Below are 14,392 nucleotides of genomic sequence, written 5' to 3'. Positions count from 1 at the left end.
GTCCCGCAACCCGAACACATCCGTCGCCACCGCCAGCTCCCGCAGCAACGCCAGCGTCTCGTCGGTCACCAGATGCTTCGAGTAGTCGATGTACAAGTCGCCCACACGGAGCGCGTACGAGGTGCCGCGGCCGGGGTCGGCGGCGAACAGCTCGCGCAGCCGCACCTCGCCGAGCTCCTCACGGTGCTTGGCCAGGGCGCTCCACTCGGGCGTCTGGTTGAGCCTGGTACGGCCGTCTGCGTTCATCTCGGACTTCAGCCTTCTTCCTCGCTGTGTGCTGCGTACCTTGCCCCGCTGCCGGTCCCAACCTAATTGATCAGCGGTGGACGTGAGCTGTCGCGCCGTCGTCGTCCGGCGCAACAACAGGTACGTCCGGCCGGCGCACGGGTATCAGCGCGGCGACGGACAGCACGAAGAAGCCGGCCGCGAGCAGTGCCGGGGTGTTCGGCCCCAGGGCCGCTGCGGCGGCACCGCCGAGCAGCGCGCCCAGGGGCGCCCCGGCGACCGCGAGCGTGCGGTGCGCGGAGCTCACCCGGCCGAGCAGGCCGGCGGGGCTGCGTTCCTGCAGGAGCGTGGTGGTGTTGACGTTCCAGAGCATGCCCATGAACCCGAAGACGGTCAGAGCGGCGATCAGCACGCCCAGGCTGCGCACGGACCCCATGGTGACGAGCGCGGCCGTCTGCACGCCCCCGGCGAGGAGCACCGCCCGCGTCCGCCCGAGAAGGGTGACGAGCCGCCGGTTGGCCACTCCCCCGGCGAGGCTGCCGGCCGTGTATGCGGTGAGGGCCACCGCGTAGCCCGCGTTCCCCGCGTGGAGCCAGTCGGTCACCAGCAGGACGAGGGTGGCGATGAGGGCACCCATGCCGATGTTGCACAGGGCGGTGGCGGTGCACAGGCCGCGCAGCGCCCGGTCCCGGACCAGGGTGTGCAGCCCTTCGGCGATCTCCCGGCGCAGGGTGCTGCCGGCGGGTCTCGGGGTCCGTCGAGGCGCGGGGGTGGACAGGGAGGCGACCAGGGCGGCGGCCAGCAGGTAGGTGGCGGCGTCGACCGCGAACGGCGCGGCGGCTCCGGCGGTCAGCAGCAGCGGGACGGCGGGCCCGCCGAGCAGTCCGCCGGCGAGGCGCTGGCCGGTCATCAGGCGGGCGTTCGCGCTGCCGAGGGCGCCCTGGGGCACCAGGGAGGGCAGCAGGGCCGTGGCGGCGTTGTCGAAGAGGGTCTGCAGGGTGGTCAGGGTGAACGCCAGGGCGATCAGCAGCCCGATGGAGGCGTGACCGTACGCCACGGCCACGGCGAAGGCCGCGACCAGCAGCCCCCGCAGGACGTCCACCGCCCACATGGCCCGCCGCTGGTCCACCCGGTCGGCGACGGCTCCCCCGAGCAGACCGAAGACGATCCAGGGAAGGTAGCCGCAGGCGGTGACGGAGGCGATGAGGAGTGGGTCGTCGGTCAGGGTCACGGCGAGCAGGGGCAGCGCGGCGGTGCGCAGCGCGTCGCCGAAGCTGGACAGCACGGCGGCGCTCCACAACCGCCCGAATCCCCCGCGCCACGTGGGCGCACGGGTGTCCGCGTCCTCGACCGTCGCCACAATTCCCCCTCGCGGTTCGCCGATTCACAAACCGTAGAGGGCACCACTGACAATCGATGGGCGAGCGGCCGGGCCGTCGGCCGGGAGAACGACTGCGACCAGGCGTTTCTCATCCGCCCGGTCGGTCGTCAAAGGCTAGATCTCGCCCCGCAGTTTGGCGAGCGCCTCGGCGAGGATCGCCTCGCCGTCCGCGTCGCTGCGCCGCTCCCGCACATACGCGAGGTGCGTCTTGTAGGGCTCGGTGCGCGGGGGGTCCGGCGGATTGTCGCGGTCCTGCCCGGCCGGAAAGCCACAGCGGGGGCAGTCCCAGGTTTCGGGCACCTGCGCGTCGCTTGCGAAGCTCGGCTGTGTCTCGTGCCCGTTGGAGCACCAGAAGGAGACGCGCAGCCGCGGCGCGGACTCGCCGCGCTCGGCCTCGCCCATCGGCCCCGCCCCGACCCGGCTTCCCCGGATCGCGTTGCCACTTGCCACGGTCGTAACTCCCTGCGTGATGGTGCCGCGAAGCGAGTCGGCGTTCCGCTTCGCTGCGAGCGCCTCAGTCTACGTAAGGCCCAACGCGCGTCCAGTGATTGGAGTTACAAAGGCCCCGCACCAGACGCAAGCCCCATGATAGGCCGCGCATTGCTGCGCGTACCGAACATGGGGCCTTACGTACGGAATGCGGAGGGGATACGCACGCAAAAGCGTGCGGAATGCGCCTCGGCTCAGTTGTTCATCTTCATCATGATGCCGAGCGCCACGATGCACGCGAACCACAGCAGACCGACCACGACGGTGATCCGGTCGAGGTTGCGCTCGGCGACCGAGGAGCCGCCGACGGAGGACTGCATGCCACCACCGAACATGTCGGAGAGGCCGCCGCCCTTCCCCTTGTGCATCAGCACCAGCAGCATCAGCAGCAGGCTGAAGACGATCAGGGCGATCGAGAACCCCAAAACCACGGCTGGACCAACTTCCTCGGATTCGGATGGACGACGGGGCCCAGCATGTTCTGCTGGACCCCGCAAGGGTACGACGGATCCCCGCTACCGCATACTCACTGGTCGCGGAAGCGGACGATCTTGACGAACTCGTCGGCGTCCAGCGAGGCGCCGCCGACCAGGGCGCCGTCGATGTCGGCCTGCGCCATGATCTCGGCGACGTTGCCGGCCTTGACGGAGCCCCCGTACTGGATGCGGACCTTGTCGGCCAGCTCCTGGCTGTACAGTTCGGCGATCTTGCCGCGGACGGCGGCGCAGACCTCCTGGGCGTCCTCGGCGCCGCAGACCTTGCCGGTGCCGATGGCCCAGACGGGCTCGTAGGCGATCACGATGGTCTCGGCCTGCTCGGCGGGAACGTCCTTGAGGCCGCCCTCGACCTGGGCGAGCGTGTGGGAGACGTGGTTGCCCGCCTCGCGGACCTCCAGCTCCTCGCCGACGCACAGGATCGGAGTGATGCCATGCTTGAAGGCGGCCTTGACCTTGGCGTTGACCAGCTCGTCGGTCTCGCCGTGGTACTGCCGGCGCTCGGAGTGGCCGATCGCGACGTAGGTGCACTTCAGCTTGGCCAGCATGGGGCCGGAGATCTCGCCGGTGTAGGCGCCGCCGTCGTGGGCGGAGACGTCCTGGGCGCCGTACTTGATCTTCAGCTTGTCGCCGTCGACGAGGGTCTGGACCGAGCGCAGGTCGGTGAAGGGCGGCAGGACGGCGACCTCGACGGCCTCGTAGTCCTTGTCGGCCAGGGCGAAGGCGAGCTTCTGGACGTGCGCGATGGCCTCGAGGTGGTTGAGGTTCATCTTCCAGTTGCCCGCCATCAGCGGCGTGCGCGTGCTCATAAAGGGTCAGTCCTCCAGTGCGGCGAGGCCGGGGAGCGTCTTGCCCTCGAGGTATTCGAGGGAGGCGCCGCCTCCGGTCGAGATGTGGCCGAATGCCTGCTCGTCGAAGCCCAGGGTACGGACGGCCGCGGCGGAGTCGCCGCCGCCGACCACGGTGAAGCCCGGGGAGTCGAGGAGGGCCTGGGCGACCGCCTTGGTGCCCTCGGCGTAGTCGGGGTGCTCGAAGACGCCCATGGGGCCGTTCCAGAAGACGGTGGCCGCGTCGGCGAGCTTCGAGGCGTAGAGCTTGCGGGTCTCCGGACCGATGTCCAGGCCCTCCTGGTCGGCCGGGATGGCGTCCGCGGCGACGGCGGTGGGGTTGGCCGGCGCCTTGGTCTTCAGATCCGGGAAGTCGGACGCGACCAGTGCGTCGACCGGCAGGACCAGCTCGACGCCCTGCTTCTCGGCGCGCTCCATGTACTCGGTGACGACCGGGACCTGGTCCTCCTGGAGCAGCGACTTGCCGACCTCGTAGCCCTTGGCCTTGAGGAAGGTGTACGCCATGCCGCCGCCGATGAGGAGGCGGTCGGCCTTGCCGAGCAGCTGGTCGATGACGGCGAGCTTGTCGGAGACCTTGGCGCCGCCGAGGGCGACGACGTAGGGCCGCTTGACGTCCTCGGTGAGCTTCTTCAGGACGCCGACCTCGGTGGCGATGAGGTGGCCGGCGTAGTGCGGGAGCCTCTTCGGCAGGTCGAAGACCGAGGCGTGCTTGCGGTGCACCGCGCCGAAGCCGTCACCCACGTACACGTCGGCGAGGGCGGCCAGCTGGTCGGCGAAGGCGGCGCGCTCGGCGTCGTCCTTGCTGGTCTCGCCGGCGTTGAAGCGCAGGTTCTCGATGACGGCGACCTGCCCGTCGGTGAGGCCGGCGACGGTGGAGCCGGCGGACTCGCCGACGGTGTCCGTCGCGAACGCCACGTCGGCGCCGAGGAGTTCACCGAGGCGCGCGGCGGCCGGGGCGAGGGAGAAGGCGGGGTCCGGGGCGCCCTTGGGGCGACCCAGGTGCGAGGCGACCACTACGCGGGCGCCCGCCTCGGCGAGGGCCTTGACGGTGGGCAGCACCGCACGGATACGGCCGTCGTCGGTGATGGTGGTGCCGTCCAGCGGCACGTTGAGGTCGGCGCGGACGAAGACCCGCTTGCCCGCGACCCCTTCGGAGAGGAGTTCGTCGATCGTCTTCATGAGAGGGCTCCCTGGCTAGAGCTCGTGTTCGCTCGTGATCGCTCGTGATCGAAAGAGGGCGACTGCTCCGATACGTGCGTCAGGGCCCGGACGGCGCGTTGGTGCGCCGACCGAGCCCTGCAACTCATATCAGGCTGCCCGCTGTGCGATCAGAGCTGGTTGCCGACGAAGACCGTGAGGTCCACGAGGCGGTTGGAGTAACCCCACTCATTGTCGTACCAGCCGATGACCTTCACGTTCTTGCCCTCCTGGACCATGGTCAGGGAGGAGTCGAAGGTGCAGGACGCCGGGGCGTTGACGATGTCGGAGGAGACGATCGGGTCCTCGGTGTACTCGAGGTAGCCCTTCAGCTCGCCCTCGGCGGCCTTCTGGAAGGCGGCGTTGACCTCTTCCTTGGTGACCTCGCGGCCGAGCTCGACGACCAGGTCGGTGACCGAGCCGGTCGGGACCGGGACGCGCATGGCCATGCCGTCCAGCTTGCCCTTGAGCTGCGGCAGCACCAGGGCGGTCGCCTTCGCGGCACCCGTGGTGGTCGGGATGATGTTCTCGGCGGCGGCACGCGCGCGACGCAGGTCCTTGTGCGGGAAGTCCAGGATGCGCTGGTCGTTGGTGTACGCGTGCACCGTCGTCATCAGACCCTTGACGATGCCGAAGTTCTCGTCGAGGACCTTCGCCATCGGCGCCACGCAGTTGGTGGTGCAGGACGCGTTGGAGATGACGTGGTGGTTCGCCGGGTCGTAGGTGTCCTGGTTGACGCCCATGACGATGGTGACGTCCTCGTTCTTCGCCGGAGCGGAGATGATGACCTTCTTGGCGCCACCGGCGATGTGCTTCTCGGCGTCTTCCTTCTTGGTGAAGATGCCGGTCGACTCGATGACGATGTCGACGCCCAGCTCGCCCCACGGGATGTCGGCGGGGTTGCGCTCGGAGAGCACCTTGATCGTCTTGCCGTCGACGGTGATCGTGTCGGCGGTGTGGGAGACCTCCTGCTTGAGGCGGCCCAGGATGGTGTCGTACTTCAGCAGGTGTGCGGTGGTCGCGGTGTCACCCAGGTCGTTGACAGCCACGATCTCGATGTCGGCGCCCTGTTCCAGAAGTGCGCGGAAGTAGTTGCGACCGATGCGGCCAAACCCGTTGATGCCTACGCGGATCGTCACGAACCGATCTCCTCGTTGGTACGCCGGCTCAGTGCCGGCGAGCTGTTTTGGGATGTCCCCGACCACCCCCGACCCTACCTCTCCGGGGCCCTGGTCGTGACATCGAGTTGCCCCATACCCGGCAGGGCGATCCGTACCCGTCAGTAGGGTACGGATCGCCCAGGTCCGCGTGGTTCTCGTCACTCCCGGTCACTCGAAATGGCCGGATATGGGGGGTTGCGGATCGCGCTGTTCATCTGTCGCCGGGGTCGCTCATGTGTCGAGCGCGGCGAGTGCCTCGCGTACCAGGGCCGCCCGGTCGGAGGCCGAGGTCAGGTGCTCCAGGCCGAAGCCCAGCAGCACGGTGTCGTCCGTGGTGACCGCCGCGTAGGTCCGGAACAGCGCTCCGGTGCGCGTCCAGTCCTTCAGCACGGCGGGGCTGCCCGCGGGCGGCCCGGAGACCTTCCAGGCGCCGAGAGAGGTCTCGAAGCCCTCGGTCTCCCGCGCCGTGCCGCCCACGACCAGGGAGGCGTCGTCGGCGAGGACGCCGTGGCCGCCGCTGCCCGGGTCGGTGACGTAGCTGATCGACACCTCGACCGTCTTCCCGGCGTAGGCGCTCAGGTCGAAGTCCGCCTGCTGCCAGCCGCCGGAGGAGCCGGTGAGGCTGTTCCAGGAACCGGTGGTCCCGGTCGCGGTGCAGCCGCCGTCGGCCACGGTCAGGTAGTGCTCCAGCCAGGGGTGCTCCCCGACGTAGAACCCGCCCTCGCACTCGGCCGGCACGGTGGTGCGGGTCGCGCCGCCCGCCTCGGGCAGGGTCGTCCAGTCGTCGGCGCCGGTGGTGTGCGCCTCGACGATGACGTTGTCGTAGCCCGGCTCGGTGTCCCACAGCAGCTGGGTGCGCAGGGTGGGCTTGTCGGCCGCGCTGATGCCGGTGAGGTCGACGGTCCTGGTGAGGCGCTTGTAGCCGTCGTCGGTGTGGACGGCGGCGGCCATGTAGGAGCCCGCGTACGGGCCGTACGGATTGACCGTCCCGGGGTACCCGCCCGCGCCCGCGCTCGCGAACTGCGGGTAGGTGTCGGCGGGCAGCTCGTCGGAGGTGACGCCGTAGGTGCCGGCCTTGTCCAGCGGGTTGCCCGGTGCTTCGCCGAGCGGACCGGTGAAGCCGCTCAGCCTTCCGGAACCGGTGAATCCGGTGGCCCCGGAGGTGGAGCTGCGGGTGTAGGCGCCCAGGTAGTACTGGCTGAAGTCGTCGGACAGGGTGCCGCCGCCGAGGTCGACGGAGCCGCCCGCCTGCTCGCCCGCCTCGATCAGCCGGCCGCCCTCGTTGAGGAAGGCCCGCAGCTGGAGCTGGGTCGCGATACCCGGGGTGGCCGCGCCGGTGTAGTGGACCACGGTGTCGAAGTGGCCGAGCACGCCGAGCGCGTCGGGCGCGCCCTTCTCGGCGACGTCCCAGACGGCCGCCCGCTCGCCGTTCGCCTTGAGCGCGTCGACGTACTTCTGGGCCTGGGTGGCCTTCGCGCCCTCCTCGGCGACCACGAGGACGTCCGCGCGGGGACGTTCGGCCACCGTGTAGGTGAAGTGCTCGCCGGCGATGTCCCTGCCGCCCTCGGTCTCGCCGGTGAACCACACCTCCACCCGGTCACCGGGACCGGCGCCCTTCACCTTTGCGCGGTACTCGTCGAAGTACAGGTTGTCCTCGCCGCCGAACCGCTCGCCGCCCTTGAAGGCCCTGAGGTCCGCGTCCCGCGTACGGCCGCCGTCGATCCGGTACTTGAGCTCCTTGTCGCGCACGGCCTTGCGGACGACGACGGAGACCTCCTGGTCGGCGCCGCGTGCGTACGACGTGTCGAAGGCGGCCGGGGTGAAGTCGGCGGCCTTCAGACCGACCGCGGAGGACGGCCGGTCGGGGTGTGCGGCGCTCTCGGCCACGGAGAGGGCGAACGGGATGTTCTTGACGAACTCCTGCTGGATCAGCTTCTCGTCGTCCGGGAAGGTGAAGATCGAGCGGCAGTCGCCGGGCTTCCATGCGTCGTCGGGGTCGACCTCCGAGGCGGTCTGACAGGTCGACATCTCCGGGGTGAACATCGCCATGCCGTTGACGTTGGCCGCGTGCCCGTCGGCCTCGCCGTTGGTGGTGTACAGCTCCGAGGAGAGCTGCGGGTGATAGCCGGGGATCGCCGAGTTGCCGGGCGTACCGGCGAGCGCCTTGTACATGACGTCGTCCGGCGTCGGGGTGGCGACCTGCCAGCCGACGCCGTAGAGGAGGAGTTCGGCGGCGGAGTGGTAGTTGATGCCGTAGGTGAAGCCGATGCGCTTCTGGAAGGCGTCGATCGCCTTGGTCTCGGGCTCGGAGCCGGGGCTCGCGCCGCGGTAGGTCTGGCTGGTGGGGTTGGGTGACGAACCCTCGTCGTCGTAGCCCCACTTGTAGGGGAAGTTGCGGTTGAGGTCGACGCCGTCGCCGGTGCTGATGGTGCCGTCGCCGTTGACGTCGCGGAGGTTCTTGCGCCACAGGCGGTTGTCGTCGCTCGCGAAGGTGTAGTCGTAGCCGTCGGGGTTGGCCGACAGGACGAACCACAACTCGGTGGAGTCGACGATCTTCTTGACGCGCTTGTCCGTCCGGTACTTGTCCAGGTAGTGGTGCATCAGCCGCCGGGTCATCTCCGGGGTGATCCACTCGCGTGCGTGCTGGTTGGACAGGTAGAGGACGGAGGGCTTGGCGCCGTCCTTGGTCTTCCTGGCCTTCTTGGTGAGCTTCAGGGCGAGGATGTCCTGGCCCTTGATCGTCTTGCCGATGGAGACGACCTTGGTGAGGTCGGGGTGTTCCTGGGCGGTGCGGAGGATCTCCTCCCTGAGGCCGCCCTTGCCGCTGTACGGGCGGAACACGCCCTCGGCGGCGTCCTGGACGCGGTTCTCCGCACGGGCGGAGAGCGTGTGTTCGGTGAGCTCGACGCCCTGTTTCTCGAGTTTGTCGGCCTGTCCGGTGGTGAGGTAGACCTCGACGGTGGCGGTGCCCTTGTCGGGGACCTGCTCACCGAGTTCGTGGCCGTCCTGGCCGGCGGCCAGCAGCAGGGGTACCTGCTTGCTGGTGACGACGGCCCGGAAGACCTTGACCTCGTCGTCCTCGGCGGCCGGTGGGCCCGCCGGTTGTGCCTGGGCGACGGGCGCGAGGCCCGCTCCGCCGAGGAGGAGCGCGCCGACAGCGAGGATCGATCTCGCTCTTCGTCTCATGAACCCCCCTAGGGTGGGTCCGCCACAGCAGCGAACGGATGCCAGGCTCATGACACTCGAAGATCGAGTCAAGAGGGCCTCCATGACACGCGAAAGCCGGTGCCGTTCACCCAAGTGGGCGTCGGCACCGGCTGGTTGATCGCGTCTCAGCCCGCGAGGTTGTCGGCCAGTTCCTCGGAGAGGTTGGCCTCCGTGCCCGGGACGCCGAGGTCGGCGGCGCGCTTGTCGGCCATGGCGAGCAGACGGCGGATGCGTCCGGCGACGGCGTCCTTGGTCAGGGGCGGGTCGGCGAGCGCGCCCAGTTCCTCGAGGGAGGCCTGCTTGTGCTCCATGCGCAGCCGGCCGGCCGCGGCGAGGTGCTCGGGCACGTCGTCACCGAGGATCTCCAGCGCGCGCTGGACGCGGGCGCCGGCGGCGACGGCCGCGCGGGCGGAGCGGCGCAGGTTGGCGTCGTCGAAGTTGGCGAGGCGGTTCGCGGTGGCGCGCACCTCGCGGCGCATCCGGCGCTCCTCCCAGGCCAGCACCGACTCGTGCGCGCCGAGCCGGGTCAGCAGCGCGCCGATGGCGTCACCGTCACGGACGACCACCCGGTCCACTCCGCGCACCTCCCGGGCCTTGGCGGCGATGGACAGCCGGCGGGCGGCGCCGACCAGGGCGAGCGCCGCCTCCGGTCCGGGGCAGGTCACCTCCAGGGAGGAGGAGCGGCCCGGCTCCGTGAGCGAGCCGTGTGCCAGGAAGGCCCCGCGCCAGGCGGCCTCGGCGTCACAGGTGGCCCCGGAGACCACCTGTGGGGGCAGGCCGCGGATCGGGCGGCCCCTGCCGTCCACCAGGCCGGTCTGCCGGGCCAGCTGGTCCCCGCCGGCGACCACGCGGACGACGTAGCGCGAGCCGCGGCGCAGTCCGCCGGGGGCCATCACGATCAGTTCGGAGCTGTGGCCGAAGATCTCCAGGATGTCCCGCTTGAGGCGGCGGGCCGCCATCGCGGTGTCCAGCTCCGCCTCGATCACGATCCGACCGCTCACCAGGTGGAGGCCGCCGGCGAACCGCAGAATGGCGGAGACCTCCGCCTTTCTGCAGCAGGTCCGGGTGACGGGGAGCCGGGAGATCTCGTCCTTCACCGCTGCCGTCATCGCCATGGGCCGATCCTTCCATGCATCCGAAAAATACGGTCGTACGCGGCGGCCAGCAGCTCCGGGTCGTGCCGGGGGCTTCCGTCGGGCCGGGCCACCGGCGCCAGCTCGACCGCGGCGCCGAACCGCTTGGCGGCATCGGTGAGCGAGTCGCGGTCGGGCACGGCGGCCTCGTCGGCCAGCACCACGTCCAGGGCGAGTTTAGGGGCGTGTCGTCCCAAAACCTCCAAATGACGCTGCGGGGAGAAGCCCTCGGTTTCTCCGGGCTGCGGGGCGAGGTTCAGGGAGAGTACCCGGCGGGCCTTGGTCTCGATGAGGGCGTCCCGCAGCTCGGGCACCAGCAGGTGCGGGATGACCGAGGAGAACCAGGAGCCGGGGCCGAGGACCACCCAGTCGGCGTCGAGCACCGCCTCGACCGCCTCGGGGACGGCCGGCGGGTCGTTCGGCACGAGGTGCACGGACTGCACCTCGCCGGGGGTGAGGGCGACCGTGGCCTGCCCGCGCACGGTGTCCACCTCGTCCGGGCGCCCGGGGTCGTGCCCCTTGACCAGGGCCTGGAGCTCCAGCGGCACCGCGGACATGGGCAGCACGCGCCCGTGCGCGCCGAGCAGCCGGCCCACCAGGTCCAGGGCCTTGACGTGATCGCCGAGCTGCTCCCACAGGGCGACGATCAGCAGATTGCCGACCGCGTGCTCGTGCAGCTCGCCCTGGGACTGGAAGCGGTGCTGGATGACCCGGGCCCAGGTCTGGCCCCACTCGTCGTCGCCGCACAGCGCGGCCAGCGCCTTGCGCAGGTCGCCGGGCGGCAGGACGCCCAGTTCGTCGCGCAGACGCCCGCTGGAGCCGCCGTCGTCGGCGACGGTGACGACGGCGGTGAGGTCGCCGGTGATCCGGCGCAGCGCGGCGAGCGAGGCGGACAGGCCCATGCCGCCGCCGAGGGCCACCACCTTCGGCTGGGTGCCCCTGCGGCGCGGTCTGGCACCGCGGGCCTCGACCGGCCGGCCGGCACGCCCCTCGGGGACCGCCCGGCGCAGCCGGCTCAACCGGGGAGTACGTCGTGTCATTCCCGTCCCATGTCCCGGTGGACGACCACCGTCTCCACGCCCTCGGCGGCGAGCCGCGCGGCGAGTTTCTCCGACATGGCGACCGACCGGTGCTTGCCGCCGGTGCAGCCGACGGCGATGGTCACATAGCGCTTGCCCTCACGACGGTAGCCCGCGGCAACGAGCCGGAGCAGCTCGGCGTACCGGTCGAGGAACTCCTTGGCGCCGGGCTGGTTGAAGACGTACGACGCCACCTCCTCGTTGCGGCCGGTGTACGGGCGCAGTTCCGGGACCCAGTGCGGGTTGGGCAGGAACCGCATGTCCACCACCAGGTCGGCGTCGACCGGGAGGCCGTACTTGAAGCCGAAGGACATGACGGTGGCCCGCAGCTCGGGCTCCTCCTCGCCGGCGAACTGGGCGTCCATCTTGGCGCGCAGCTCGTGCACGTTGAGGCTGGAGGTGTCGATCACCAGGTCGGCGTCGCCGCGCAGCTCGCGCAGCAGTTCCCGCTCGGCGGCGATGCCGTCGACGATGCGGCCGTCGCCCTGGAGGGGGTGCGGCCGGCGCACCGACTCGAAGCGGCGCACCAGGGCGTCGTCGGAGGACTCCAGGAAGACGATCCGCCGGGTGACACCGCGCGCGTCGAGGTCGGCGAGGGACTCGCGGAGGTTGTCGAAGAAGCGCCGGCCGCGGACGTCGACGACGACGGCGATCCGCGCCACGTTGCCCTGGGAGCGGGCGCCGAGCTCCACCATCGTGGGGATCAGCGCGGGCGGCAGGTTGTCGACGACGAACCAGCCGAGGTCCTCCAGACACTTCGCGGCCGTCGAGCGGCCGGCCCCGGACATGCCGGAGATGATCACCAGCTCGGGGATGGCCGCCTCGGCCGGCCCGGCCTTCTCCTTGCCCGTGTTCACCTGTGCTCCGTCGTCGTGGCGTGCGCCCCGGCGGGTGTCGTCCGCGCGGGGTTCTGGCTGCGCCCGTTCTCGGTCCGTCGCGGGCCCTGTCTCGTGCTCGGTCATCTCTCCTGCCCCCGTCGTTCGTCCGGGGCTCCCGCGGACACGGGCTCCCCGGGAGAACCCGTGGCCTGATCGGGTTCTTCCATGTCATCCATGATCTCGCCCGTGGCCGTGTTCACGGCGGGCGCGGCGGGTGCCGCCCGGGCGAGGGCCACGACGATCGTCTCAGCCGTCTTACGGCCTATGCCCGGAACCTCACAGATCTGATCGATTGTCGCCGATCGCAGCCGCTTCACCGAACCGAAGTGCTTGATCAGCGCCTGCTTCCGGGTGTCGCCGAGGCCGGGCACGTCGTCCAGCGGACTGGAGCGGAAGCGCTTGGCCCGCTTCGTGCGCTGGTAGGTGATGGCGAAACGGTGGGCCTCGTCACGGACGCGCTGGAGCAGATACAGGCCCTCGCTGGTGCGTGGCAGCACCACCGGGTCGTCGTCGCCCGGCAGCCACACCTCCTCCAGACGCTTGGCGAGACCGCACACGGCGATGTCGTCGATGCCCAGCTCGTCCAGCGCCCGCTGGGCCGCCGCGACCTGCGGGGCGCCGCCGTCGACGACGACGAGCTGGGGCGGGTAGGCGAACCGCTTGGGGCGGCCGTCGTCCTCGGTGAGGGTGCTCGCGGGCGGTTCGGTGAGGCCGTCGGGGGCCGTGCCCTCGGCGTCGTCCTGGCCGTCGGTCCACTCCCCCGTCCGCTCCTTCTCGGCCAGATAGCGCCGGAAACGGCGGGTGATCACCTCGTGCATGAAACGGACGTCGTCCTGCCCCGCGAAGCCCTTGATCTGGAATCGGCGGTATTCGCTCTTCCGGGCCAGCCCGTCCTCGAAGACCACCATGGAGGCCACCACGTCGTCGCCCTGGAGGTGCGAGATGTCGTAGCACTCGATCCGCAGGGGGGCGCTGTCCAGGTCGAGGGCGTCGGCGATCTCCTCCAGCGCGCGCGAGCGCGTGGTCAGGTCGGAGGCGCGCTTGGTCTTGTGCAGCACCAGCGCCTGCTGCGCGTTGCGCTGCACGGTCTCCATCAGCGCCTTCTTGTCACCGCGCTGCGGCACACGCAGGGAGACGCCCGAGCCGCGCCGCTCGGTGAGCCACTGCTGGACCGGCTCCACCGGGTCGGGCAGGGCGGGGACCAGGACCTCCCGGGGGACGGCGTCGCCGGTCTCCTCGCCGTAGAGCTGCTGCAGGGCGTGCTCGACCAGGGCGCCGGTGGTGATCTCCTCCACCTTGTCGGTGACCCAGCCGCGCTGGCCGCGCACGCGTCCGCCGCGCACGTGGAAGATCTGGACGGCCGCCTCCAGCTCGTCCTCGGCGACCGCGATCAGGTCGGCGTCGGTCGCGTCGGCGAGCACGACCGCGTTCTTCTCCATGGCCTTCCTCAGGGCCTCGATGTCGTCGCGCAGGCGGGCGGCCCGCTCGTACTCCATCTCCTCGGCCGCCTCGGTCATCCGCTTCTCCAGCCGGCGGATGTACGTGCCCGTGCGGCCGGTCATGAAGTCGCAGAACTCCTCGGCCAGTTCGCGGTGCTCCTCGGCGGAGATCCGGTCCACGCAGGGCGCCGAGCACTTGCCGATGTAGCCGAGCAGGCAGGGGCGGCCGGTGCGCGCGGCGTTCTTGAACACGCCGGCCGAGCAGGTGCGCACCGGGAAGACGCGCAGCAGCAGATCCACGGTGTCGCGAATCGCCCACGCGTGCGCGTACGGCCCGAAGTACCGCACGCCCTTCTTCTTGTGACCGCGCATCACCTGCACGCGCGGGAACTCCTCGTTCATCGTCACCGCGAGGTACGGGTAGCTCTTGTCGTCGCGGTACTTGACGTTGAACCGGGGGTCGTACTCCTTGATCCAGGAGTACTCCAGCTGGAGCGCCTCGACCTCCGTGGACACCACCGTCCACTCCACGGACGCGGCCGTCGTGACCATGGAGCGGGTGCGGGGGTGCAGCCCGGCGAGGTCCTGAAAGTAGTTCGCCAGGCGCTGGCGCAGGCTCTTCGCCTTTCCGACGTAGATCACCCGGCGGTGCTCGTCACGGAACCGGTAGACCCCCGGCGAGTCGGGGATCTCGCCCGGTTTGGGGCGGTAGCTGGAGGGGTCGGCCATGACTCACACCCTACTGGCGGGGACCGACACTCCGGCGGGGCTGTGGACAGCCGTCCTCACGGGGTCCGCGGGGTCCTGGCCGGGGCCTCGGAGGTTATGAGCGGCTGCCGGCGGGAAGGTGGGGGGTCCGCCC

11 protein-coding genes and 1 pseudogene are annotated in these 14,392 nt (G+C 70.6%); all 12 read right to left on the bottom strand.

Annotated elements, in window-relative coordinates:
* Positions 1–246 (bottom strand): annotated as a pseudogene (locus AB0412_RS03630) (glucose-6-phosphate isomerase); the annotation flags it as partial.
* A gap of 70 nt (positions 247–316) precedes the next feature.
* The gene (locus AB0412_RS03625; RefSeq protein ID WP_366400783.1) at positions 317–1,585 is read right to left on the bottom strand and encodes an MFS transporter; all 1,269 of its coding nucleotides are present in this window, start codon (positions 1,583–1,585) and stop codon (positions 317–319) included.
* Between the two features lie 135 nt (positions 1,586–1,720).
* Positions 1,721–2,056, bottom strand: a complete 336-nt coding sequence (locus AB0412_RS03620) for an RNA polymerase-binding protein RbpA (RefSeq protein WP_119105043.1) — start codon at positions 2,054–2,056, stop codon at positions 1,721–1,723.
* Positions 2,057–2,289: 233 nt separating this feature from the next.
* A complete protein-coding gene (gene secG / locus AB0412_RS03615) occupies positions 2,290–2,526 on the bottom strand; it encodes a preprotein translocase subunit SecG (RefSeq protein ID WP_366400782.1) in 237 nt (78 codons plus the stop codon).
* A gap of 95 nt (positions 2,527–2,621) precedes the next feature.
* Positions 2,622–3,398: a triose-phosphate isomerase gene (gene tpiA / locus AB0412_RS03610; RefSeq protein WP_366400781.1), complete on the bottom strand. Its 777-nt coding sequence runs from the start codon at positions 3,396–3,398 to the stop codon at positions 2,622–2,624.
* Between the two features lie 6 nt (positions 3,399–3,404).
* A complete protein-coding gene (locus AB0412_RS03605) occupies positions 3,405–4,616 on the bottom strand; it encodes a phosphoglycerate kinase (RefSeq protein ID WP_366400780.1) in 1,212 nt (403 codons plus the stop codon).
* A gap of 149 nt (positions 4,617–4,765) precedes the next feature.
* The gene (gene gap / locus AB0412_RS03600) at positions 4,766–5,773 is read right to left on the bottom strand and encodes a type I glyceraldehyde-3-phosphate dehydrogenase (protein ID WP_366400779.1); all 1,008 of its coding nucleotides are present in this window, start codon (positions 5,771–5,773) and stop codon (positions 4,766–4,768) included.
* Positions 5,774–6,025: 252 nt separating this feature from the next.
* Complete coding sequence (locus AB0412_RS03595) at positions 6,026–8,980, bottom strand: M14 family zinc carboxypeptidase (protein WP_366400778.1); 2,955 nt, start codon at positions 8,978–8,980, stop codon at positions 6,026–6,028.
* Positions 8,981–9,126: 146 nt separating this feature from the next.
* Positions 9,127–10,116, bottom strand: a complete 990-nt coding sequence (whiA, locus tag AB0412_RS03590) for a DNA-binding protein WhiA (protein WP_361499187.1) — start codon at positions 10,114–10,116, stop codon at positions 9,127–9,129.
* A complete protein-coding gene (gene yvcK / locus AB0412_RS03585) occupies positions 10,107–11,174 on the bottom strand; it encodes a uridine diphosphate-N-acetylglucosamine-binding protein YvcK (RefSeq protein ID WP_366400777.1) in 1,068 nt (355 codons plus the stop codon). Before yvcK ends, whiA begins: the two co-directional genes overlap by 10 nt.
* Positions 11,171–12,175, bottom strand: a complete 1,005-nt coding sequence (gene rapZ / locus AB0412_RS03580; RefSeq protein WP_366400776.1) for an RNase adapter RapZ — start codon at positions 12,173–12,175, stop codon at positions 11,171–11,173. The genes yvcK and rapZ overlap by 4 nt, the downstream gene beginning before the upstream one ends.
* On the bottom strand, positions 12,172–14,259 hold the full coding sequence (gene uvrC, locus AB0412_RS03575) for an excinuclease ABC subunit UvrC (RefSeq protein ID WP_366400775.1): 2,088 nt from the start codon (positions 14,257–14,259) through the stop codon (positions 12,172–12,174). Before uvrC ends, rapZ begins: the two co-directional genes overlap by 4 nt.
* Positions 14,260–14,392: the final 133 nt, after the last annotated feature.

Source organism: Streptomyces sp. NPDC052012 (assembly GCF_040689265.1).
GTDB lineage: Bacteria > Actinomycetota > Actinomycetes > Streptomycetales > Streptomycetaceae > Streptomyces.
Note: the sequence above shows the minus strand (reverse complement) of the source record. Positions and strands in the feature narration are given on the sequence as shown.